22 protein-coding genes, 1 other RNA gene and 1 pseudogene are annotated in these 22,573 nt (G+C 34.6%); 15 read left to right on the top strand and 9 right to left on the bottom strand.

Translation table 11 applies throughout. The features are described from left to right. Positions 1-2 precede the first annotated feature (2 nt). The 4 genes from QZ657_RS05550 (at position 3) to QZ657_RS05535 (ending at position 5,231) form a co-directional block, all read left to right on the top strand. Positions 3-1,022: a DUF368 domain-containing protein gene (locus QZ657_RS05550; RefSeq protein WP_291965496.1), complete on the top strand. Its 1,020-nt coding sequence runs from the start codon at positions 3-5 to the stop codon at positions 1,020-1,022. Then, the gene (locus tag QZ657_RS05545; RefSeq protein ID WP_291960021.1) at positions 994-1,746 is read left to right on the top strand and encodes a shikimate dehydrogenase family protein; all 753 of its coding nucleotides are present in this window, start codon (positions 994-996) and stop codon (positions 1,744-1,746) included. Before QZ657_RS05550 ends, QZ657_RS05545 begins: the two co-directional genes overlap by 29 nt. A gap of 147 nt (positions 1,747-1,893) precedes the next feature. Further along, positions 1,894-3,912, top strand: a complete 2,019-nt coding sequence (locus tag QZ657_RS05540; RefSeq protein ID WP_291960019.1) for a DUF349 domain-containing protein — start codon at positions 1,894-1,896, stop codon at positions 3,910-3,912. A 107-nt stretch (positions 3,913-4,019) separates the two neighbouring features. Next, positions 4,020-5,231 (top strand): sensor histidine kinase, encoded by a 1,212-nt coding sequence (locus QZ657_RS05535; protein ID WP_291960018.1) that lies wholly within the window; start codon positions 4,020-4,022, stop codon positions 5,229-5,231. 326 nt (positions 5,232-5,557) lie between these two features. On the opposite strand, the gene rny is transcribed toward QZ657_RS05535, so the two are convergent. The 4 genes from rny to QZ657_RS05515 form a co-directional block, all read right to left on the bottom strand. Continuing rightward, positions 5,558-7,126 carry a ribonuclease Y gene (gene rny, locus QZ657_RS05530; protein ID WP_276473178.1) on the bottom strand — a complete coding sequence of 523 codons (1,569 nt, stop codon included), beginning with the start codon at positions 7,124-7,126 and terminating at the stop codon, positions 5,558-5,560. Positions 7,127-7,174: 48 nt separating this feature from the next. Then, a non-coding RNA gene (ssrS, locus tag QZ657_RS05525) (6S RNA) lies at positions 7,175-7,284 on the bottom strand. Between the two features lie 56 nt (positions 7,285-7,340). After that, positions 7,341-7,637 (bottom strand): cell division protein ZapA, encoded by a 297-nt coding sequence (locus tag QZ657_RS05520; RefSeq protein WP_276473179.1) that lies wholly within the window; start codon positions 7,635-7,637, stop codon positions 7,341-7,343. A gap of 12 nt (positions 7,638-7,649) precedes the next feature. Continuing rightward, a complete protein-coding gene (locus tag QZ657_RS05515) occupies positions 7,650-7,940 on the bottom strand; it encodes a hypothetical protein (protein WP_276473180.1) in 291 nt (96 codons plus the stop codon). A 193-nt stretch (positions 7,941-8,133) separates the two neighbouring features. Between QZ657_RS05515 and QZ657_RS05510 the strand changes: the two genes are divergently transcribed. The 3 genes from QZ657_RS05510 to QZ657_RS05500 are packed head-to-tail and all read left to right on the top strand — an operon-like array spanning position 8,134 to position 12,956. Further along, positions 8,134-9,825 (top strand): M23 family metallopeptidase, encoded by a 1,692-nt coding sequence (locus QZ657_RS05510; RefSeq protein WP_291965494.1) that lies wholly within the window; start codon positions 8,134-8,136, stop codon positions 9,823-9,825. A gap of 5 nt (positions 9,826-9,830) precedes the next feature. Continuing rightward, entirely contained in the window at positions 9,831-12,296 is a 2,466-nt protein-coding gene (locus QZ657_RS05505) for a carboxypeptidase-like regulatory domain-containing protein (protein ID WP_291965492.1), read from the top strand. Positions 12,297-12,305: 9 nt separating this feature from the next. After that, positions 12,306-12,956, top strand: coding sequence for a hypothetical protein (locus tag QZ657_RS05500; protein ID WP_291960011.1), 651 nt, complete (start codon positions 12,306-12,308; stop codon positions 12,954-12,956). Here the strand turns inward: QZ657_RS05500 and QZ657_RS05495 are convergent, their stop codons facing one another. Beyond that, a complete protein-coding gene (locus QZ657_RS05495) occupies positions 12,957-14,102 on the bottom strand; it encodes a cysteine desulfurase family protein (protein ID WP_291965491.1) in 1,146 nt (381 codons plus the stop codon). A 103-nt stretch (positions 14,103-14,205) separates the two neighbouring features. On the opposite strand from QZ657_RS05495, the gene QZ657_RS05490 reads away from it, so the two are divergent. After that, a complete protein-coding gene (locus QZ657_RS05490) occupies positions 14,206-14,712 on the top strand; it encodes a hypothetical protein (protein WP_291965489.1) in 507 nt (168 codons plus the stop codon). Here QZ657_RS05490 and QZ657_RS05485 read toward each other — a convergent pair whose 3' ends face one another. Further along, the gene (locus QZ657_RS05485) at positions 14,713-15,255 is read right to left on the bottom strand and encodes a Smr/MutS family protein (RefSeq protein WP_291960007.1); all 543 of its coding nucleotides are present in this window, start codon (positions 15,253-15,255) and stop codon (positions 14,713-14,715) included. 26 nt (positions 15,256-15,281) lie between these two features. On the opposite strand from QZ657_RS05485, the gene QZ657_RS05480 reads away from it, so the two are divergent. From QZ657_RS05480 to QZ657_RS05470, 3 genes are read left to right on the top strand one after another with little or no spacing between them, the layout of a single operon-like run. Continuing rightward, positions 15,282-15,620, top strand: a complete 339-nt coding sequence (locus QZ657_RS05480; RefSeq protein WP_366934157.1) for a DUF2752 domain-containing protein — start codon at positions 15,282-15,284, stop codon at positions 15,618-15,620. 18 nt (positions 15,621-15,638) lie between these two features. Further along, on the top strand, positions 15,639-15,977 hold the full coding sequence (locus QZ657_RS05475) for a CCC motif membrane protein (protein WP_276473188.1): 339 nt from the start codon (positions 15,639-15,641) through the stop codon (positions 15,975-15,977). Further along, positions 15,978-16,289, top strand: a complete 312-nt coding sequence (locus tag QZ657_RS05470) for a CCC motif membrane protein (protein WP_291960003.1) — start codon at positions 15,978-15,980, stop codon at positions 16,287-16,289. A gap of 52 nt (positions 16,290-16,341) precedes the next feature. Here the strand turns inward: QZ657_RS05470 and rocD are convergent, their stop codons facing one another. Next, positions 16,342-17,622: an ornithine--oxo-acid transaminase gene (gene rocD, locus QZ657_RS05465; protein ID WP_291965487.1), complete on the bottom strand. Its 1,281-nt coding sequence runs from the start codon at positions 17,620-17,622 to the stop codon at positions 16,342-16,344. A gap of 248 nt (positions 17,623-17,870) precedes the next feature. Between rocD and QZ657_RS05460 the strand changes: the two genes are divergently transcribed. The 4 genes from QZ657_RS05460 to QZ657_RS05445 all read left to right on the top strand — a co-directional run bounded on the left by QZ657_RS05460 (position 17,871) and on the right by QZ657_RS05445 (position 21,914). Beyond that, positions 17,871-19,043: a mechanosensitive ion channel gene (locus QZ657_RS05460; RefSeq protein WP_291965485.1), complete on the top strand. Its 1,173-nt coding sequence runs from the start codon at positions 17,871-17,873 to the stop codon at positions 19,041-19,043. Positions 19,044-19,227: 184 nt separating this feature from the next. Further along, on the top strand, positions 19,228-20,640 hold the full coding sequence (rlmD, locus tag QZ657_RS05455) for a 23S rRNA (uracil(1939)-C(5))-methyltransferase RlmD (protein WP_291965483.1): 1,413 nt from the start codon (positions 19,228-19,230) through the stop codon (positions 20,638-20,640). A gap of 1 nt (position 20,641) precedes the next feature. After that, positions 20,642-21,148 (top strand): DUF6452 family protein, encoded by a 507-nt coding sequence (locus QZ657_RS05450; protein ID WP_291965481.1) that lies wholly within the window; start codon positions 20,642-20,644, stop codon positions 21,146-21,148. Beyond that, on the top strand, positions 21,129-21,914 hold the full coding sequence (locus QZ657_RS05445; RefSeq protein WP_291965479.1) for a DUF6048 family protein: 786 nt from the start codon (positions 21,129-21,131) through the stop codon (positions 21,912-21,914). The genes QZ657_RS05450 and QZ657_RS05445 overlap by 20 nt, the downstream gene beginning before the upstream one ends. On the opposite strand, the gene QZ657_RS05440 is transcribed toward QZ657_RS05445, so the two are convergent. Further along, the gene (locus QZ657_RS05440) at positions 21,909-22,139 is read right to left on the bottom strand and encodes a hypothetical protein (RefSeq protein WP_291965477.1); all 231 of its coding nucleotides are present in this window, start codon (positions 22,137-22,139) and stop codon (positions 21,909-21,911) included. The two genes, QZ657_RS05445 and QZ657_RS05440, sit on opposite strands and share 6 nt — an antisense overlap. Next, positions 22,136-22,573: pseudogene (locus QZ657_RS05435) on the bottom strand (class I SAM-dependent RNA methyltransferase); the annotation flags it as partial. The pseudogene QZ657_RS05435 and the gene QZ657_RS05440, both read right to left, overlap by 4 nt.

Raw genomic sequence — 22,573 nt, 5'->3', positions numbered from 1 at the left:
AAATGAATAAAACCCGATCCTTTGCCGACAAAATTTTCTTGGTCATAAAGGGTCTTTGCATGGGCGCTGCCAATAAGGTACCCGGCGTATCTGGCGGTATAGTAGCGTTTGTAGGTGGTTTTTACGAAGAATTCATATATTCCCTTCAAAAAGTAAACGGAAAAGCCTTTAAGCTTCTTATTAATGGTAGGCTCAAAAGCTTCTATAGATATATAAACGGTTCATTTTTAACCCTGCTTATCTTTGGTATGCTGGTCAGCTACTTCAGTATATCAAAAATTTTGGATTATTTTTTGGCCACCCATGAGCTGTACGTTTGGTCCGCCTTTTTTGGAATGATTTTAGGCTCCATATACTACATTGGTAAAGATTTTGATTATTGGAAAAAGAAAACATTTACTGCAGCGCTTATAGGTTTAAGTATTGGTGTTGCCATTAGTTTTCTTAGCCCTGCAAAGGAAAATGACAATTTGTTATTTATCTTTTTATGTGGAATGATCAGTGTTTCCGGAATGACCCTACCTGGGCTTTCGGGTTCGTTTATATTAATATTATTAGGTAACTATGTGCTGCTTTTGGTAGATTCTGTCAATGCATTATATGACACTTTCTCAGAATTGCTAATTGGTGATTTTAGTTTCACCTCCAATACGGAAAGGTTACATACGCTTAAGATTTTAGCGGTATTTACTTTAGGTTCTGCCACAGGTTTAGTAACCCTCTCCCATTTATTAACTTACGTCTTAAAACATTACAAGCACGTAACTACAGCAACTATTTTAGGATTTATTACAGGATCATTAGGTGTAGTATGGCCTTGGAAGAGAACAATTTTTAAGTTAACGCCCAGCGGAGAAAGTATTTTAGACACAAACGGAAAACCGATAATAATGAACTATGAAAGGTTTCTGCCAGATTTGACCACCGCAGAAAACTGGACAGCAATTTTCTTTATTACCATAGGTATTAGTATTTTGCTACTTTTAGATTGGTATGGAAAGAACAGAAGAACAAAAAGCTAATTACGGCCTTATAGGAAAGGATATTTCCTATTCATTTTCAAGAGGATACTTTACAAAAAAATTTGATGATATGGGATTGGCTCGTTGCCAGTATCAAAACTTCGATTTGCAATCCATTTCGGAATTTCCTTCTATTTTTAAAAAAACCGAAAATGTTCAAGGTCTTAATGTAACTATACCTTACAAAGAAGAAGTCATGGCATATTTAGATGATTTAGATATAGCCGCAAAGAAAATAGGAGCCGTAAATACTATAAAATTCACGGACAAAGGTTTAATTGGTTTTAATACCGATGCTTACGGATTTCAAAAATCTATAGAACCATATTTAAAAGAACATCATAAAAAAGCCTTGATCTTAGGTACAGGTGGAGCATCAAAAGCCATTGCGTTTGTATTGGAAGAGTTAGGCATAACATTTACCTATGTTTCTAGAAGTGGTAAAAACAATGGCTACACCTATAATGAACTTACCGATGATATCATTGGCGACTACACGTTAATTATTAATTGTTCTCCGGTAGGTACATTCCCAAATATTAAAGAAAAACCTGCAATACCCTATTCAAAAATTGGCAATGACCATCTTCTTTTTGATCTCATCTACAACCCTGCGGAAACTGCTTTCTTAGCTGCGGGCAAAGCCAACGGTGCAAGTATTTGTAATGGACATAGAATGTTAGAATTTCAAGCTGAAAAATCTTGGGAAATCTGGAACAGATAGTCGCAACAATTTTAAAATTACAAAAGGCAGACATAGAATGTAATACGTATACTACAAATTACACTTTAGACATTTAACTAAAAAGACCCACCAATTCTTTGCCAGTAGTAGGGTTGTTACTATCTTGTAAGCATATAATTTAGGATTATGTCTGAGGATAAAGAACAACCATTACAAGAGAATTCAATAGAAGAAAAGACTGTAACAGAAACTACCGAAAATGTCGGTGAAGAAACTGTAAATTCTTCTGAAGAATCTACGACATTACAAACAGAAACTGCATCTGTAGCCACAGATAGTGCAGAAGAACCAAATGTAATGAATGAAATTGACGATTCTAATGCCGAAGATGCAGAGGATACCGACACTGAAAAAAGACATGAAATTCCTATGCCGGACTACCATGAAATGAGCATGGAAAATTTGGTGGGAGAATTGCAGCGTTTGGTAAAGAACGAGAAAATACAAGCCATTAGAAAACATGTTGACACCATAAAAGACGAATTCAACCAAAAATTTGAACATTTCTTAGAAGAGAAAAAAGAAGAATTTATTGCTAATGGTGGTAACGAGATTGACTTTAGGTACAATTCTGTTGATAAACAACAATTCAACGAAGTATACTCGGAGTATAGGGATAAACGTAACCAGTACTATAAAAGTTTAGAAAAAAGCCATAAGGAAAATCTTGCATACAGGTTGGACCTTATTGAACAACTAAAGGCTTTGGTCAATGTAGAAGAAGATATTAATACTACGTATAACAACTTTAAGGACATTCAAGCAAAATGGCGACATGCAGGACCAATTCCACGGGCAGATTACAATAATGTTTGGAAAACATACCATCACCATATTGAAATATTCTACGACTTTTTAAACATAAATAGAGACTTAAGAGATTTAGACTTTAAACATAATCTAGAAGAAAAAGGTAAGATAGTAGCTAGAGCGGAAGAACTTTCAAAAGAACCGGATTTAAACCGGGCATTTAGGGAACTACAAGTGCTGCATAAAATCTGGAAAGAAGATTTAGGTCCGGTAGGCAAAGAACATAGAGAGGAAATTTGGGACCGTTTTAGTGCCGCTACCAAAACAATTCATGAAAGAAGACAAGATTATTTTAAAAATCTTGATAAGATAAAGGAAGAGAACTTAGAGCGTAAAAATGCCATCATAGCAGAAATAACTGCACTTAGTGAGAATATTTCTAGTAATCATGGTACGTTGCAAAAACAAATTAAAAAATTAGAGGAACTTAGAGAATCTTTCTTCAAAGGAGGGCAAGTACCCCAAAAACAGAATTCTAAAACTTGGAATAGCTTTAAGACAGCTGTACGCGCTTTTAACCAAAATAAAAATGCTTTTTACAAAAATCTAAAAAAAGAGCAACAAGAAAACTTAGATAAAAAAAGAGCTTTATTGGATATTGCGGTTTCATTGAAAGATAGCGAAGATTTTGATGCTACCACATCAGAAATGAAACGCATACAAGGCCAGTGGAAAAAAATAGGTCATGTTCCTAGAAAGTATTCAGATCAACTTTGGAAAGATTTTAAAACAGCCTGTAACCATTACTTTGATAGGCTAAATGCACTTAAAAGCGACGCGTTTAAAGAAGAAGAAGCTAATTTTAAGCTTAAGGACGAATTCATTGACCGTCTTAAATCTTTTGAATTAAGTGGAGATAAAGCCAAAGATTTAGAAGCAATTAAAAAGTTTTCTGAAGAATGGAAAACTTACGGTAGAGTTCCGTTTAAAAAGAAAAACATCAATCAAAAATTTGATAAAATTATTGATGCTTTATATCAAAAATGTGGTGTTAGCAAACAAGAGTCAGAGCTGTTAAAATACGGAAACAAAATTCAACAGCTAAGTGACACTGATAATCAAGAACGCGCCATACAAAATGAACGCACGTTCATAAGAAAGAAAATTGATGAAAGTAAAGATGAGATAAGGCAATTAGAAAACAATCTACAGTTTTTCTCAAACGCTTCAGAAAGTAATCCTCTGGTACAAGATGTCATTAAAAGAGTAAATCAACACAAAGAATCTTTAGCTGCTTGGAAGGCGAAATTAAAGAAGTTAAACATCTTGAAAAACAATATGCTTAAGGAAGAGGAAAATGTTGCCGATACCGAAGAACCGGAATCCGAGGACTAAGCTTATTCTAAAATTGAATAATACATAACAATTATATCAGGTATACGTTATAATTGTAAGAAAATACTTATATTTTGAATATGCATAGGTAGTTAGCTTCATACATTATGGTAAAACCCACAATACCAAGTAACGAAAAACAAAGACTTGAAGCGTTAAAAAGCTTTAATATATTAGATACCTTAGAGGAAAAAGAATACGATGCCATTACCAGAATTGCAGCAGATATCTGCAATACTCCTATGGCGTTGGTTTCTCTAGTAGATGAAGATAGGCAATGGTTTAAATCTCACTATGGTATAGATGCCACTGAAACGCCTAGAGAGTTGGCATTCTGCGCACATGCCATTAATACACCGGACTCTATATTATTGGTTAATGACGCCAATAAAGATGATAGGTTTTTTGACAATCCTTTGGTTACAGGTGGTCCGTCTGTAAAATTCTATGCTGGTGCCCCATTGAACACTAAAGAAGGCCAATCTATTGGCACCCTTTGCGTAATTGATACCAAGCCAAGGAAAGAATTTACTGAAAAACAACGGGCGTCCTTAAAAGATTTAGCCGATCAAGTAATGGCTCAATTAGAGTTACGAAAGCAAAACATACAGCAAAAGATCATTAATGAAGAATTACGAGTAAAGAACAACCAACTAAAGCAATTATCATATCGAATGGCTCACGATATGAAAACTCCACTATTCGGTATAAGCTCTATGGTCGGCATGATAAAAGAAGACTATTCAGAGTTTTTTAAAGATACCGAAATTCCAGAATACTTGAGTATAATAGACAACAGAGTTGACTATATGGAATCTTTGATCACTGGTATTATCAATTACAACTTAATTACCAATACTGAAATAAAACTTGAAAAATTTAATGTATCAAAAGAAATAAAAGATGTACTCGGTAAACAAATTAATAATGATCGTGTTTCATTGCAATTAAAAAATTGTGACCGTGACATAAATCATTCTTTAAATAGCTTTGATCAAATTTTTAGGGATTTGATATCGAACAGTATTAAGTTCAGCAATAAGCCGAATGTGGAAATAAAAGTTTCTTTAAGTGAAGATGAAAGTACCTATTCATTTACGTATGAAGACAATGGACCCGGTATACCTGAAAAATACTGGAAAAAGGTATTCTTATTATTCGAAAAACTAAGTACTGATGGCGCTACAGATACCGGTATTGGACTAACAACCATTAAAGAACTCGTAGAAAAATTAGGAGGCGAAATTAGTATTGGAAAACGGCATGACCAAAAAGAAGGCGTACATTTTAAATTTACACTTGCCAAAAACCTTTTCTAAAATCGATGGACATATAAAATCTGTAATATGGTTTTTTAAAGATATTAATAATTTAATTTCCAAAAACTTCAAATAACCGATTTCAAGAATTTAGGCATCAAAACAACCAAATAAGAAAGAAAGTAACTATTATTTGCCTTGAAAATATGAATAGACTTGCAAAGGAAATAGAACCTTAAGTAGTCATTAGAAAAGAATACAAAAGGCAGAAAGAACAAATTATCATCCTTAGAAGCAAACAAGTATTGAACTGGATTAAAATACTAAATAAACTATATAAAAAAAGCCTCTATAACTAGAGGCTTTTTTTTGATTGTAAATTAAGATTACTTTGCAACGTTGACCGCTCTAGTCTCACGAATAACAGTAACTTTCACTTGACCAGGATATGTCATATCCGTTTGAATCTTTTGTGATATTTCAAAAGATAGTTGAGCCGCCCTATCATCGTTCACCTTTTCGCTTTCAACAATTACACGAAGCTCCCTACCTGCTTGAATAGCGTATGCCTTCTGTACACCACTAAAACCGAACGCAATCTCTTCTAAATCTTTTAAACGCTGAATATATGAATCCAACACTTGCCTTCTTGCTCCAGGCCTTGCACCACTAATGGCATCACATACCTGAACAATTGGCGCAATAAGCGTTTTCATTTCTATTTCATCATGGTGGGCACCTATAGCATTGCATACCTCTGGCTTCTCCCCAAATTTCTCTGCCCACTGCATACCTAGGATAGCGTGCGGGGTTTCTATTTCATTTTCAGTATTAGGAACTTTTCCTATATCATGTAAAAGTCCGGCACGTTTGGCTATTTTAGGATTTAAACCTAATTCAGAAGCCATAACACCGCAAAGCTTTGCAACCTCTCTAGAGTGTTGTAATAAGTTTTGTCCGTAAGAAGACCTATACTTCATTCTACCTACTGCACGAATTAATTCTGGATGTAAACCGTGAATACCCAAATCTATAACCGTTCGCTTACCTATTTCAACAATTTCGGTCTCTATTTGCTTCTCTGTTTTCTTAACAATTTCTTCAATTCTTGCCGGGTGAATTCTACCATCCGTAACAAGTTTATGAAGTGATAGTCTTGCCACCTCTCTTCTAACGGAATCAAAACAAGAAAGAATAATTGCCTCTGGAGTATCATCAACAATGATCTCTACACCTGTAGCCGCTTCTAATGCTCTAATATTTCTACCCTCTCTACCAATAATTCTACCTTTAACATCATCAGATTCTATATTAAATACAGAAACACAATTTTCTACCGCTTCTTCAGTACCAATTCTTTGTATGGTATTGATAATTATTTTACGAGCTTCTTGCTGCGCGGTAAGTTTTGATTCTTCTACAGTAGACTGTATAAAGGCCATGGCATCTGTCTTGGCAGTTTCCTTTAAGCTTTCCACCAGTTGGTTTTTGGCTTCGTCCGCAGAAAGTCCAGAGATAACTTCTAATTGTTGAATTTGGCTTTTGTGCATCTTATCCAACTCTTCATGACGTTTTTCGAACAGTTGTCTTTTCTGTTCTACATCTTTCAGTTTATTATCTAACTGAGCGTTCATGTTCTTGTTTTTGGCAAGCTCACTACTTACTTGAGACTCTTTATCCCTGGTACGCTTTTCGGCGTCGCTTATTTTCTTGTCCTTGCTATTAATAACCTTTTCATGTTCAGCTTTTAATTCTAAGAATTTCTCTTTCGCCTGTAAAATCTTTTCTTTTTTGACGCTCTCACCTTCTGCATTTGCATCTTTTAAAATACGTTCTGCGTCTTTTTTTGCATTTATTATGGTTTTAGAGGCTTTCCCTTTTTCCAAAAATTTTGCTATTGCAAAACCGATTGCCAGTCCAACTATTGCGGCAATAATTATCATTGTACTATCCATAGTGTAATTAATTAATAAAAAAAAGCCCACATTGGAGAAGTTTTGATCAAACTCCGGTAAACAGGTTTAGGGCTAACAGACTGATCAAGGATCCCTATACGAGTAGGGCCTGCTTTTACAATCTAAACTCACCCTTTTTAAAAAAATAAATGTTGAGTTTGTCAAAAGGTATTACCAATGTGGGCAGTAACTTAATGTATTTATAAGAACGTATTTATTTCAAAGCTAATTTAGACGTTACCAATTCTTCAAGCGCTTTTAAACGCTCTTCAGCTTCCTTGGTTCCTTCTGATTGCTCTATGCCATGCTGTTCAATCTTAGACGCAAATTGCAAGGCGCACATCGCCAAAACATCTTGTTTGTCTCTAACTGCATAGTTCTGCTCAAATTTTTTTGCCAACTGTTCTATATTTTTGGCTGCTTTGCGCAAGCCTTCTTCCTGAGCAGGGTCAATAGTCAATGGGTAGACCCTATCAGCAATAGAAAGTTTAATTTTGAGCTTTTCTGACATATTATTGAAACATTATTCCGACAATTGAGCTATACAATGGTCCAACTCTCGTATTAATGTATTTATTTTAAGCTTAGCTTCTGTTTTATTGGTATTACTGCCAAGCATTGAATTTGCAAGTTTAAGCGAATTATATTTTTCTTCCCATTCGGACACCGATTTATTGGCACTTTCCTGTGAAGATTTTATATCACTCAATTCTTTTTCCAATTCTAAATTGGCATTGTTCAAAACCTCAAGTTTATGCAACAATTTGCTAATTTTATTTTCTAAAGAATCAACGATTTTAATTAACTCGCTCATACATTACCATCAATGCGATTTACACAAAGTTAACATACATTATATGACTTAGCAATAGTTTTTTCAAATATTCGTAAATAGACTGCTATTGAATTAATAATATAGTATACAAAACGCTTTATAATAATTTTAGCGCGCCCAACTTCACAGAATTGTCATTGATTAATTATTTTCGCAGTATTCCTATCTATCTATGAAAAAAATATCCCTTGGTCTGTTATTGTTATTTTGCTTAAGTCTTTTCTCACAAGAAAAATACCCTAAAGATGTTTTTGGTCCTCCTATGGATATACCGATTATATTGGCGGGCACTTTTGGTGAGTTACGTTCTAACCATTTCCATTCTGGTGTTGATATTAAAACACAACAAAGAGAAGGCATACCCATAAAAGCCATTGGTGATGGCACCATTACCAGAATTAAAGTTTCTTTATGGGGTTATGGAAAAGTACTTTATATAGCCCACCCAAACGGGTATACTTCTGTCTATGGCCATTTACAAAAGTTTTCTCCGGCCATAGAGGCCTATATTAAGAAATTACAGTATGCTAAAAAATCTTTTGAAGTTGAAGTATTTCCTGATTACGGAGAGTTAAAAGTTACCAAGGGAGAATTAATAGCATATAGTGGTAATACGGGTGGATCTGCGGGTCCACATTTACATTTTGAAATACGAAGTAGCATTTCCGAAAAACCTACCAATCCTTTAATGTATGGCCTAGATGTTGCCGATGCCACCAACCCTATTTTAGAAAAATTATTTATTTATCCTTTAACGGATAATGCTCATGTCAACAATAATTATGAAAGAACCCAAATAAATTTTAGCAAACAAAAAGACGGAACCTTTTTAGCGGACAAAGTAACCGCCCTGGGCAATATTGGAGTAGGCTTTATTGGTTTCGACAGATTGGATATGGCCGCCAATAAAAATGGGATATACAGTGTAGAGCTCAGTGTAAACGGCAAAGTTTATTCATTATATGATTTTGAATCGTTTTCTTTTGGTGAAACCAGATATATAAACACACTTGTAGATTACGATTATTACGGGAGACATAGACAAAAAATTCAAAAGAGCTTTAAATCACCAGGTAATAACCTAAGTATATACAAAGACCTGTATAATGATGGTATAGTAAAAATAAACGAAGGCCTAAGTTATAACGCCAAGTTATTGATCAAGGACTATGCAGGCAATAAATTAGAACTTAACATACCTATAGAAGGGGTCAAGAATTTGTTAGGCAATAAAAAAATAGTGAATAAAACGGATAACTATGTAATTGCCAAAAAACCTAATAATTTTGATTTGGACGGTGCTAAAGTCTATTTCCCGACAAATACATTTTATGAAGATTTTTACATCGACCTAAAAAAAGGAAAAGACACGGTTACCATACACACCAACACCGTACCCGCACATAGAAATTTTACGATAACTTTTGATGTATCCAAATATTCAAAAGAAGAACGAAAGCAATTGTTCATAGCCAGATTAGATTCTAAACTTAGGCCAAACCATGTAAGTACTTATAAACGTGGTAATGAATTTACGACCCGTACACGTAATCTAGGAACCTACACTCTGGCAAAAGATACCGTGGCCCCTACCATTAGAACCAAAAACTTTAAAGAGAAGCAATGGTTAAATAATTACAAGTACCTAAGTGTACAAATTGCCGATGATTTAAGCGGCGTTGACAAATACGCTGCTACCTTGAACGGAGAATGGATATTAATGGAATATGAACCCAAGCGTAATACTTTGACCTACAATTTTGATGATAAGATAGCAGATCAAACGCAATGTGTTCTTGAAGTTACCGTTACAGATAATGTGGGTAACACAAATACTCTTAGCACCTCTTTTTACAGAAAATAATATCGTTGAAATCATATAGCGTTCTAAGCCTGATACTACTGCTGTGCAGCTCCATTGGTTTTGCTCAGAACGCCACTATTTCAGGTATTGTACTTGGTGATAATAATGAACCGCTACCCAACGTAAATATTTCAAGCAAAGAGTTTGGAACTACTACAAATGCTGACGGGTTCTATATATTGGAGATTACCTCAGACGAAGAAGACACCATAGTTTTTTCTCACATTGCCTACCTGGACGTTGTATTGGAAAAATTAATACTGAATACCAATGAGACGTTTATATTTAATCCTGTTTTAAAAAGCGACATCACCCAAATAGACGGCGTAACAGTTTCTGCAACCGGAAAAAGAGAAACCAGTAACATTTTAAATATTTCTCCAGAAAAAATCAGAAAAATACCTGGAGCAAATTCAGGGGTAGAAACTATATTAAAACTATTGCCCGGAGTTTCTTCAAACAATGAATTGAGCACACAATATGCTGTACGCGGAGGCAACTACGATGAAAACTTGGTATATGTAAACGAAATAGAAGTATATAGACCATTTTTAATTCGGTCTGCACAACAAGAAGGGCTAAGCTTTGTAAATACCGATTTGGTACAAAATGTAAAATTTTCTGCAGGTGGTTTTCAGGCAAAGTATGGTGATAAGCTGGCATCTGTATTAGATATAAAGTACAAGACCCCTACGCTGTTCTCACTACGTGCAGATGTAAGTTTTCTGGGTGCTAGTACAAGTGTGGAAACTGTTTCTAAAAACCAAAAATTCAGTTCCGTTTCTGGTGCACGATATAGAAATAACTCCTTATTGGTCAATAGTCAACAAACGCAAAGCAATTTTAATCCGGCGTTTACTGATGTTCAAAGTTATTTAACATACCATTTCTCCCCTAAATTCCAACTTAATTTCTTGGGTAACCTAGCCGTTAACGATTACAAGAACGAACCTTTGAATAGGCAAACCAATTTTGGTACAATTAACAATCCCCAGGCATTGATAGTCTATTACGAAGGTCAAGAAACAAACAAATACACCACTGCATTGGGAGCTTTAAAAGGCAGTTACTCTTTAAATGAGAACACAGGGTTAAAATTAATATCATCAATTTACCATACAACAGAGGAAGAATATTCTGATGTTATTGCAGCCTATGAACTTGGCGAAGTAGATAGCAATTTGGGTAGCGACACCGCAGGCGAAGTTTTGGCCTCTAGAGGTATAGGATCACAGTTTAACAGAACTAGAAACGATTTAGATGCTTTGATCTTTAATGTAGCGCATAAGGGTTATAGCACCATGGACAATTCTTTGTTGGAATGGGGAGTAAAATACACCCATGAAGATATAAGAGATCAATTACGAGAATCTGAGTTTATTGACTCTGCAGGCTTTTCCATTAGACCACCTAGAAGTGAATTTATCAACAACCAACCTTCTCAACCGTTCAATGCACCATTAGAGGCCTATAGCGGATTAAATGCCCTTAACTTTGTAAAGACAAATAGGTTTTCCGGTTACTTGCAATTGGGAACTCATAAGACTTGGAGCAAAGCAGATGTATATTATAATATTGGTTTACGCTCACATCATTGGACGGTTAGTGGAACCGGAGTTGAAAAAGTATCGCAAACCGTATTTAGTCCGCGTGCACAATTTTCCATAAAACCCAACTGGAGGAAGGATATGCTTTTTAGGTTATCTACCGGAATATATCACCAACCGCCATTTTATAGAGAATTACGCGATAATACAGGTACCATACAACCCAAAGTAAAAGCACAAAAGGCATTTCATGTAGTTGCGGGTAACGAGTATAGCTTTCTACTATGGGACAGACCTTTTACTTTAATAAACGAAGCGTATTACAAGAAACTAGAAAATGTGAACGCATATACTTTAGAAGATGTTCGCATACGTTATGCAGCCAACAACGATGCTGAAGCCTATGTTTATGGAGCGGAAGTAAGATTAAACGGTGCCTTTGTACCGGGTACGGAATCTTGGGTTAGTCTTGGATATTTAAAAACTGAAGAAAATAGAAATAATAGAGGTTATATTCCAAGACCTACAGATCAACGTGTAAAATTCGCCATTCTTTTTCAAGATTACATACCTACCATACCCGATTTAAAGATGTATTTGAATTTGGTATACCAAACGGGTGTTCCCGGTGGTTCACCAAGTTATGCCGACCCATATAGTTTTCAGAATAGATTAAGAGATTATAAACGTACAGATTTGGGAATTTCCTATATTTTTGCAAATAGGAAAAAACAATTTACAAAAACACATTGGCTACATAATTTTAAAGAATTGAATCTGGATTTTGAAATTTTTAATTTATTCAACAATCAGAATTCAATAACCAATACTTGGGTAAGAGATGCAGATAGCAAAAACGAATATGCCATACCAAACTATCTTACTTCTAGAGTCTTCAATTTAAAATTAGGTTTACGCCTTTAAAACAAATAAATGAAAAGAGTACTTTTCTTATTAGCGTTGATGTCTTCAATTGCCGTAATGGCCCAAAAAAACATTTACGAAAGTCCAAGTTTTGACAATTTGAGCTCCGATCATAATGTTTTGGCCATTATTCCCTTTTTAACCAATTTGGACCTTAACGAAAAAATATCTAAATCTGAACAAAAAAGATTAGAAGAGAACGAAGGTTATGCCGTGCAAAATGCTTTAGAGACCTATTTCTCTAAGCGCAGTAAAAAGAAAAAATTGCCCGTTACATTTCAGAACATTGAGAATACTGCTGCTATCTTGGCCAAAAAAAATATCAGTTATGACAACATAGACGTATATACTACAAAGGAGTTAAGTGAAATACTAGGTGTTGATGGCATCATAAGTGGAACACTAGATTTGAATATATTGTTATCTAACGGTGTTCCCACAGAATTCAGCTTCACAGACTATTTCTCAGGCGGAGCAAATTATGGTAGGATCGGTATAAAAATTAGCGATGGTAGTTCTGGTAAACTTCTTTGGAAATATGAAAAAGAAATCAATAAGAAAACAGGCAAGAATACTACAGATCTCATTGACAGAATGATGAAATTAGCGATAAGAAAATTTCCGTACGAGAGAGAGCGTAAAAGAGACCGTAAAAACTAATTACGCTTCTACGATTTCCTTTAAGACCCTAATGGTATAATCAATATCCTCTTTGGAATTATAGGTAGAAAATGAAAAACGCACAGATGGTTTTTTCATATCTTCGGCAGATAAAATCTGAGTAAGCACGTGAGAGCCGGCATCACTACCAGATTGACAAGCACTACCTTTAGAACTAGCAATACCTTTCATATCCAAGTTGAACAACAGCAACATTGCTTTTTCTTCTGTAATTGGTAAACATACATTTACCAAAGTATAAGTACTCTTCTGCAAATTGCCCGAATGGCCATTAAATTTTGCGCCAGGTATTTCTTTGTTCACCTGATCTATGAAGTAAGATTTTAATCCTTCAACGTATTTCTTTTCCTCATCCAAATTATCGTACGCATGTATAAATGCCTCTTCAAGACCTACGATATTATGAAAAGATTCTGTACCCGCCCTTAGACCACGTTCTTGAGAACCGCCGGAAATCATACAACTTAAACCTGAATTTTTACGAATAAAGGCAAAGCCAATTCCTTTTGGTCCGTGAAATTTATGCGCTGCGGCCGCTAAAAAATCTATAGGAAATGCTTTGACATCCCATTTATAATGACCTAATGACTGAACTGTGTCCGAATGTACAAGTGCTCCATATTTTTTGGACAACAGGGTAACTTCTTCTAAATTAATTTTATTACCTATTTCATTGTTCACGTGCATTAAGCTGACCATTTTTTTAGAATCATCTTTTTGTAAAAGCGACTCTAAATGAGTCAAATCTGGATTGCCAAAAGAATCTAAATCTACATATAGCAGCTGAATCAACCCCTTTTGCTCCAATTCTTCTACAGTATGCAATACTGCATGGTGCTCTATTCTAGAAGTAATAATGGTTTTTACGTCCAAATCACGTACCGCACATCTAATAATCATATTATCTGCCTCTGTTCCACCAGAAGTGAATATGATTTCTGATGGTTGTGCATTAATATATTTAGCAATAGTTTTACGCGCACTTTCTATAGCAGTTTTTGCAGTTCTCCCAAAACTATGTGTAGAAGAAGGATTACCATAAACAGCTAAAGCCTCCTGCATTTTTGCGATTACATTAGGATGAACCTGTGTAGTGGCGGCATTATCTAAATATACTTGTTTCATAAGTAAATGATCAAAAATAAATAAGGAACAAAAATAGTTAATTAACCTATAATTGAAGGAGGTGCGACAGACAGATTTATAAATTTTAAATTAAATTTGAAGCATGAAAAAATACCTAATAATTGGTTGTTCCATTTTGTTCTTTGCTTGTAATGACGGAGACCTACAAATAGAGACCGTAGATTTTGATAGTATTGAGACCGTTCAAAGTTGTAATGACATTTCCGCTACGACCGAAAATGTACTTTTTAAAATAAATGGTGATGAAGCTTTAATTTTAAACTTGCCCAGTGGTCTTTTAAAAAATGAGGTTTCAACCACTGAAATTGAAAGTATTATACCCGGAAATTCTCAAATTAGCTATCGTATTTTTTCCGAAACTGTAACTAGTAGCTATTTTTGCGATTCTCCTCCACCACTTACACCCATCGTTCTGGAAGAAATTGAAGCTGAAGCTGGGAGTATATTCGTAACCACGACTACTGAAGATGATATTACTTACACACATAACATTCAACTAAGCGGTATTACTTTTTTGAATGAAAACGGAAGTAGAATAACAGATTTACAGGTAAACGAATTTGGAACTGTAACTACTACTGTAGATTAGCTAGTAGTTTTGAAAAATATAAACTTCGGTTGCACCTAACCCGTATTTTTGATAATCTGCATCATAATATTTTACATTGTCGTATTTTCTGAACAAGTAACCCAGTTCTTCTTTTAATACGCCCTCACCAACACCATGTATAAAAACAATTTTTTGTATTCTTTTACTAATAGCAAAATCTAATTGTCGTTTTGCGGTATCTAACTGTAAAGTAAGCATATCAAACTTACTTATAGATTTAGGGTTTTTGATCAATTGATTGATGTGCAGATCAACTTCCATTTTAGGAGCCGTTCGCTCTTTTGCCTTTACAACTGTAGCCTTTCTTCGCTTGGGAAGTTCCTTCTCCTTTTTAATTTTAGCAACCTCATAATTGGACACCCGTATATCATCGGCAATCAAAACCAGTTCATGTGCTGCAAAAGTCAAAGGAAAACCATCATCACTTAAGATAGTAATATTATTACCGCTTATAGATTGGACAACACCTTTTATGACATCATCAATAGTTTCTACGGTATCACCAATATTAAAATGAGGCATGTTTTTATTTTGAATACACAAAAATAATGGTAATTTTCCGACTATTAATTTATTTACAGATGCGCCTTAAGGCATTATTTATTTTTTTGGGACTAGAAAATTTTATGCTACCCTGTTTCACAAAGCAAATATTAGGGGTTGATTGTCCTGGCTGCGGTTTACAACGATCGCTATTATTTTTAATTAAAGGAGAGTTTACATCAGCATTTTTAATGTATCCGGCAATTTATCCAATGCTTTTACTTTTTGGCTTTTTAGGATTAAATAAATTATACCCTTTTAAACATTCAAATACAATTATAATTACGCTTATGGTCAGTACCGTAGGTTTTATATTAACCAATTACATATTAAAATTTATCTAATAACTAAACCTTTAAATTATGGAACAACAAAAATTACCTAATGTTACTATCGCTCTTATTCTGAGTATCGTCTCTTTTTTTTGCTGCTGTTTAAGTGCTGGTATTGGAGGTATTATCATGTCTGGAATTGCGTTGATTTTGGTTAATAAAGACACTAAAACTTATCAAGAAAACCCTCAAGAGTATTCTAATTTCAGTACACTTAAAACAACTAAAATTGTTGCTATAATTGGACTTGTTTTAGGAGCTTTATCCTTATTATGGACAGTTTACTCTATAGTTTCTATGGGCGGATGGGATGCATACATGGAGCAAACCTCTGAAATTTATGAACAACTTGGAATACCAATGGAATAAATGAATAACTCAGAATATCAACAAATACCAGGTTCAAGCAACGCATTAACTTTTGGCATTTTATCAATTGTACTGACCCTTTTCTGTTGCGGTCCTTTTGGGGCTATATTCAGTTTCATTGGTCTGAGCAATGCTAAAACAGCAAAAAGACATTATGAGGCTAATCCTGGTAATTATAGAGGATATGAAAATATTAGTACGGGAAGAATTCTTTCTTATGTAGGTTTAGCTTTAGCCCTTATATATCTAGTGTTTTGTATTCTATATTTCGGATTGATCATCGCTTTCTTTGCTACAGCCGATTTTCAATAAGAAAATAACAATCAAAAAAAATCCCCGATGTACATCGGGGATTTTTTTATTTCTAGTTTTTAAACTCTTGCAAAGTTTTTATAATTATGGAAACACAATCTAGAAGTTGTTCTTTTGTCATCACCAATGGTGGTGCAAACCTTATGATATTACCATGCGTAGGTTTTGCAAGCAATCCGTTTTCTTTTAAGGCCATACAAATATCCCATGCAGTAGAACTATCTTCACTGTCATTAATAAGAATTGCATTTAAAAGACCTTTACCTCTGACACTATTTACCAAATCTGTAGTAGGTATAAACTTATTAAGTTCGGCCCTAAAAAGCTCTCCTAGCTCAAAGGCATTATCCGCAAGCTCCTCATCCTTTACCACCTCAAGAGCGGCCATACCAACAGCAGCGGCAATTGGGTTACCACCAAAAGTACTTCCATGGTTACCTGGGCGTATAACTCCCATAATATTATCATTTGCCAAAACTGCAGAAACAGGATATGCTCCACCGGATAAAGCTTTACCCAAAATTAGAATATCAGGTTTAATCTCTGGTATGCCGCTACAATGTTTATCTGAACAAGAACAGTTACCACATGTAGCCAATAGACGACCTGTTCTAGCTATACCCGTTTGTACTTCATCTGCAATGAACAAAACATTGTATTTTTCGCACAAAGCTTTTGCTCCGCTTAGGTAACCTTCAGAAGGTACATAAACACCTGCTTCACCTTGTATTGGCTCTACCAAAAATCCGGCAACATTGGAATTTGATTTTAAAACCTCTTCAAGGGCAGATAAATTATCGTACTCTATTTTTATGAATCCATCCGTATATGGTCCAAAATTCTTTCGAGCTACCGGGTCATTTGAAAAAGAAATGATTGTTGTTGTACGACCGTGAAAGTTATTTTCACAAACAATTATTTCTGCATTGTTCTCAGCAATACCTTTTTCTTCGTAAGCCCATTTTCTACAAATTTTAAGAGCTGTTTCTACAGCTTCCGCACCTGTATTCATAGGCAACAGCTTATCAAAATGAAAAGTTTCGATGGCATACTTTTCATATTTACCCAACATATCGTTGTAAAATGCCCTAGAAGTCAAAGTCAATGTTTTGGCTTGTTCTGTCATGGCATTTACAATTTTTGGGTGACAGTGCCCTTGGTTTACCGCAGAGTAAGCGGAAAGAAAATCATAGTATTTTTTTCCTTCCACATCCCAAACATGAACACCTTCCCCTCTGCTTAATACAACAGGTAATGGGTGGTAATTGTGGGCACCGTGTTTTTCTTCTAATGCAATAGCATCTTTAGAAGTGATGTTTTCTAAAATTGACATGATAAAAATTACTTTAAATAAAACTTTAGCAATTCCTTCTATACCTTTTTCCTTTCAAATCCCGAAAAAGACATCGGGGAGAAAATTCAGCGTGGGAGAGAAATCATCCTGTAGAGTTACAAACTTAATAAATATTTTTTTTCAACCAACATAAAATGCAAAAGAACCTATGAACTACCATAAAATGTGACCTTTAACAAAATTTGGTGTCTTAAAGAATACAACCAATTTATTATAAAAAGAACACTATGAATTATTTAGAGAACATGATGACCAGCCTTTCCAATTCCGTTGGCGATTTTTTACCAACCACAATTGGCGCAATACTTATCCTATTAATAGGATGGTTCATTGCAGGATTTTTAAAAAGACTTATTACAAAATTAATTAAGCGAACTAATGTAGACAGCAAACTTGGCACAGGTAAAGTGGTACTTTCCTCCTTTATAGGAAAATTAGTATACTTCTTTATCATGATTTTTGTTTTTATGTTGGCTTTAGAAAAGTTAGGTATGACGAGCGTTTTAGATCCAGTTAAGAACCTACTTAATGGCTTTACTGATTATATACCTAATATTGTAGGTGCAGGTTTAGTAGGCTATATAGGTTATATGCTTGCGACTATCGTATCTGAATTAGTAGGACTTTCAGGTGAAACAATACAAAGTTTTGTGCCTAAATTAAAACTACCGGAGAATTTAGATTTAGTGAATATTCTTAAAAAAGTAGTTTTCATCTTTATATTCATACCCTTATTGATCACGGCATTGAACATCTTAAATATGGATTCTATTTCTGTACCGGCAACACATATGCTAGAACAGTTCTTCAATGCTATACCTAAAATAATTGTTGCCGTTCTAATACTTCTAATTTTTGTAATAGGAGGTAGATTTGTTTCAGGTTTGGTAACCGATCTATTAGAAAGTTTAAATTTAGACGGTATTGTTGATAGAATGAACTTAAGTAGCTTATCATCTAATACAAACCTTTCAAAACTTTTAGGTAATGTTGTTTACTTTTTCATTGTTCTTTTTGGGATTACGACTGCATTAGAAAAATTAGAATTTGAAAAACTTACCAATGTTTTGGATACCTTAGTTGGCGTTTCTGGAAACATACTATTCGGTTTGGTCATTTTAATTATTGGAAACTGGATTGCATCTACAGCGCATAAAGCGATGGCCAAAGACGAAAACAGCCTTTTTGTTGCATCAATTGTAAGAATGTGCATATTGGCAATTTTCTTGGCAATGGGCCTTAAGACAATGGGTATTGGAGATGAAATTATTAATATGGCCTTTGGTATTACATTAGGTACCATTGCAGTAACTATAGCATTATCATTTGGGCTAGGTGGCAGAGAAGCTGCAGGCAAGCAAATGGAAAGGATTTTAAATAAATTCAATAAAAACAAGTAGTATATAGAGCTACTCAATTATTTAAGGTCAGGGAATCTAATAATCAAGATTCCCTGACTTTTTTATTTCATACAAATAGGTCAAAAAATCATTAAATAGATGAACGGTCATTTTTAACTAAATATAACAAGTGTACACTGTTTATTAGTTATTATAAATGCCAAGGGATGCTTATTTTTGCCTCATGCGAAAAAAGACAAAGCGAGTAGTTTTTGAAAACGTAGTGGTGACCGATGCCGCAGCAAAAGGTAAAACCATAGGTAAAGCCCCAGATGGAAGGGTTATTTTCTTGAACAACACCGTACCTGGTGATGTAGTAGATGTACAAACTACAAAAAAGCGTAAAGCATATTTTGAAGGCACAGCTATTAACTTTCATACACTTTCAGATAAAAGAGTAGATCCGGTCTGTCAGCATTTTAATGTTTGCGGCGGTTGCAAATGGCAAGACATGGGTTACGAACACCAACTATATTATAAGCAAAAAGAAGTAGAAAACAACCTTAAAAGAATTGGGCATTTAGATTTGCCAGAGCTTACACCAATTTTAGGTTCTGAGCAACAATACTTCTATAGAAACAAGATGGAATTTTCTTTTTCAGACAGTCGTTGGTTAACGCTTGAAGAAGTTAGATCGGATAATCAAATCGATGATCGTAATGCATTAGGTTTTCATATACCTGGTATGTGGGACAAGATATTGGATATTAAGAAATGTCATTTACAAAAGGATCCGTCCAACGCCATTAGATTGGAAACTAAAAAATTTGCTACGGAGAACGGATTAACATTTTTTAACCCTAGAAACCAATATGGGTTACTACGTACATTAATGATACGTACCAGCTCTATTGGTGAAATTATGGTTTTGGTTCAGTTTTTTGAAAATGACGAAGAAAAAAGATCATTGCTTTTAAATCATCTTTCTTCAACATTCCCAGAAATTACATCCTTATTATATGTAATCAACCCAAAACAGAATGATACTATTTACGATCAAGAAATAATCTGTTTTTCAGGAAGAGACCACATTTTTGAAGAAATGGAAGGTCTAAAATTTAAGATCAATGCAAAATCCTTTTATCAAACAAATTCAGAACAGGCATACGAGCTATACAAAATCACCAGAAATTTTGCCGATTTAAAAGGCGATGAATTGGTATATGACCTCTACACAGGTACTGGAACTATAGCACAATTCGTTTCTAAGAAAGCAAAAAAGGTAGTTGGTATAGAATCTGTACCTGAAGCAATTTTAGATGCCAAGGCAAACGCAGAGCGAAACGAAATTGAAAACGTTGATTTCTTTGTTGGCGATATGAAAAATGTTTTTAACGAACAGTTTATTGCCCAAAACGGTATACCAGATGTAATTATCACCGATCCTCCAAGAGATGGTATGCACAAAGATGTAGTACAACAAATATTGAATATTGCACCTAATAAAGTAGTTTACGTAAGTTGCAACAGCGCAACCCAGGCAAGGGATTTAGAACTAATGAAAGAGATGTACAATATAACAAAGGTTCAGCCAGTAGACATGTTTCCACAGACCCATCACGTAGAAAATGTTGTACTTTTAGAAAAGAAAGTTTAGGATGAGAAAATTTCAATACGGGTTATTATTATTGCTTGTTATTATTTCTATATCGTCATGCGAAAAAGACGATATCTGTGTAGAAGGAGATACTCCCCTACTGGTTATAGAGTTTTACGATATTTCAGATACATCCACCTTAAAAGAAGTTCCAACTTTAAGGGTTGTTGGTGTAGGACAGAATATTACCGTAAATACAGTGACAGATCGCAGTAATTTGAGCACTATTTCCATACCGCTAAAAACAGATGAAGACAGTACTAGCTTTATATTAATTAATAGCTCAGCATCTGATGATGATGGTGCCGAATCAGGAAACCTAGACACCATTAATTTCTCTTATTCCAGGATTGAAGATTTTCTTTCACGCGGATGCGGTTTTATTGTCAATTATGATGAACTAACAGCAAATGTAACAGCAGATACCGATAATTGGATTCAAGATATAGAAATAACACAATCGTTAGTCACTAACTCAGATTCTACACATGTCAAGATTTTTCACTAATCTTTTATTATTACTGGCAACTTGCATGGCTTTTAGCCAGAGTAAGCCAATTGACCTAAATCCCAAGGATACGGTAGAATACAAACAATCGTATGGTTTACGTTTAGGCGTAGATTTAAGTAGAATTATAACTGGTGCCTTAGATGACAACTATCAAGGAATTGAATTTGTTGCGGATTACAGATTAACACAAAACTTATATTTAGCTGCTGAACTTGGAAACGAAGAAAAAACGCGACAAGAAGACTTATACAATTTTACTACATCTGGCAGCTATATCAAACTTGGCATCAACAAAAACAATTATACAAATTGGTACGGTGAGCAAAATTTAATTTATATGGGAGCTAGATTAGGATTTAGCACCTTTGAAAACACCTTGAACAATTATCAATATTTTGATACGAACAGATACTGGAATCCTGATAGCTTTGCAAACGGTTCTAATATTCCTGAAACCTTTTCTGGACTCTCCGCTACTTGGTTAGAAGCTGTTTTTGGAACAAAAGTGGAAATTTTTTCTAACTTTTATTTGGGCGCCAGCGTTAGATTAGGTCTTTTGTTACATCAAAAAGACGAGGACCGGTTCCCTAACTTATGGATACCAGGTTTTAACAAAGTAACTTGGGACAGTAATTTTGGGATAGGCTACAACTATAGTATATCCTACTTCTTGCCACTTTACAAGAAGAAAAACAAGGCTAAGAAAAAAATTGAAAATTCTACAGAACCAGAAGGTCTTCCAAAACCGAATCAACGTTTATAGAATTTTAAATCCTTTTATAAATATCCATTTCATTACTATTTTATCTAATCCCTCTATTTTTGCAACTGCAAATTTAGGAGCCAGTACAGAAGCTGAGACAGCTGCTATAACAGATAAGTACAAGCTATTTATTGCCAACGCAAAATAGAGGATAAAGCGAAAAAGAACAAATAGAACCGCAAAAGCTAAAAAATTATAAACTAGAACTTTATGTTTAAGCTTCATTCTTCGTTTCTATTTTGATATTTGGCTTTCTTGCTGCCTTCATACATTTCATACTTTACTAAACGAGATTCCAAATGACTGTTAAACACTTTTATTTTTCGAGATGGTCTTAACCCTACAAATTTTAAAGCTGGCAGATTACTGGTTATAAACCAAGCATTGGTACCCGGGTAGCCTTGTTTTAAAGTATCTCCAATAGCACTATAAAAGTTTTCCAAGTCAATATCCAAACGTTCTCCGTAAGGCGGGTTAAAGCACATATGTAATGGTCCTTCTGTTTGCTTATCAGTTTTAAAGAAATCTTTTCTTTCTACGGTAATATAATCTTCAAGATTAGCATTTTCTATATTGTCTTGAGCCTTTCTAACAGCAGAAGGCGCTTTATCGTACCCTAAAATTTTATGATGAAACTCCCTTGTTTTCTTCAAACTAGA

The organism is Maribacter sp., assembly GCA_020629415.1.
Taxonomy (GTDB): domain Bacteria; phylum Bacteroidota; class Bacteroidia; order Flavobacteriales; family Flavobacteriaceae; genus Maribacter; species Maribacter huludaoensis.
Note: the sequence above shows the minus strand (reverse complement) of the source record. Positions and strands in the feature narration are given on the sequence as shown.

Excerpts from the sequence above, each read along its gene's own strand:
- QZ657_RS05550 (WP_291965496.1), top strand. The coding sequence starts at position 3 with ATGAATAAAACCCGATCCTTTGCCGACAAAATTTTCTTGGTCATAAAG.
- QZ657_RS05545 (WP_291960021.1), top strand. The coding sequence starts at position 994 with ATGGAAAGAACAGAAGAACAAAAAGCTAATTACGGCCTTATAGGAAAG.
- QZ657_RS05540 (WP_291960019.1), top strand. The coding sequence starts at position 1,894 with ATGTCTGAGGATAAAGAACAACCATTACAAGAGAATTCAATAGAAGAA.
- QZ657_RS05535 (WP_291960018.1), top strand. The coding sequence starts at position 4,020 with ATGGTAAAACCCACAATACCAAGTAACGAAAAACAAAGACTTGAAGCG.
- rny (WP_276473178.1), bottom strand. The coding sequence starts at position 7,126 with ATGGATAGTACAATGATAATTATTGCCGCAATAGTTGGACTGGCAATC.
- QZ657_RS05520 (WP_276473179.1), bottom strand. The coding sequence starts at position 7,637 with ATGTCAGAAAAGCTCAAAATTAAACTTTCTATTGCTGATAGGGTCTAC.
- QZ657_RS05515 (WP_276473180.1), bottom strand. The coding sequence starts at position 7,940 with ATGAGCGAGTTAATTAAAATCGTTGATTCTTTAGAAAATAAAATTAGC.
- QZ657_RS05510 (WP_291965494.1), top strand. The coding sequence starts at position 8,134 with ATGAAAAAAATATCCCTTGGTCTGTTATTGTTATTTTGCTTAAGTCTT.
- QZ657_RS05500 (WP_291960011.1), top strand. The coding sequence starts at position 12,306 with ATGAAAAGAGTACTTTTCTTATTAGCGTTGATGTCTTCAATTGCCGTA.
- QZ657_RS05495 (WP_291965491.1), bottom strand. The coding sequence starts at position 14,102 with ATGAAACAAGTATATTTAGATAATGCCGCCACTACACAGGTTCATCCT.
- QZ657_RS05490 (WP_291965489.1), top strand. The coding sequence starts at position 14,206 with ATGAAAAAATACCTAATAATTGGTTGTTCCATTTTGTTCTTTGCTTGT.
- QZ657_RS05485 (WP_291960007.1), bottom strand. The coding sequence starts at position 15,255 with ATGCCTCATTTTAATATTGGTGATACCGTAGAAACTATTGATGATGTC.
- QZ657_RS05480 (WP_366934157.1), top strand. The coding sequence starts at position 15,282 with ATGGTAATTTTCCGACTATTAATTTATTTACAGATGCGCCTTAAGGCA.
- QZ657_RS05475 (WP_276473188.1), top strand. The coding sequence starts at position 15,639 with ATGGAACAACAAAAATTACCTAATGTTACTATCGCTCTTATTCTGAGT.
- QZ657_RS05470 (WP_291960003.1), top strand. The coding sequence starts at position 15,978 with ATGAATAACTCAGAATATCAACAAATACCAGGTTCAAGCAACGCATTA.
- rocD (WP_291965487.1), bottom strand. The coding sequence starts at position 17,622 with ATGTCAATTTTAGAAAACATCACTTCTAAAGATGCTATTGCATTAGAA.
- QZ657_RS05460 (WP_291965485.1), top strand. The coding sequence starts at position 17,871 with ATGAATTATTTAGAGAACATGATGACCAGCCTTTCCAATTCCGTTGGC.
- rlmD (WP_291965483.1), top strand. The coding sequence starts at position 19,228 with ATGCGAAAAAAGACAAAGCGAGTAGTTTTTGAAAACGTAGTGGTGACC.
- QZ657_RS05450 (WP_291965481.1), top strand. The coding sequence starts at position 20,642 with ATGAGAAAATTTCAATACGGGTTATTATTATTGCTTGTTATTATTTCT.
- QZ657_RS05445 (WP_291965479.1), top strand. The coding sequence starts at position 21,129 with ATGTCAAGATTTTTCACTAATCTTTTATTATTACTGGCAACTTGCATG.
- QZ657_RS05440 (WP_291965477.1), bottom strand. The coding sequence starts at position 22,139 with ATGAAGCTTAAACATAAAGTTCTAGTTTATAATTTTTTAGCTTTTGCG.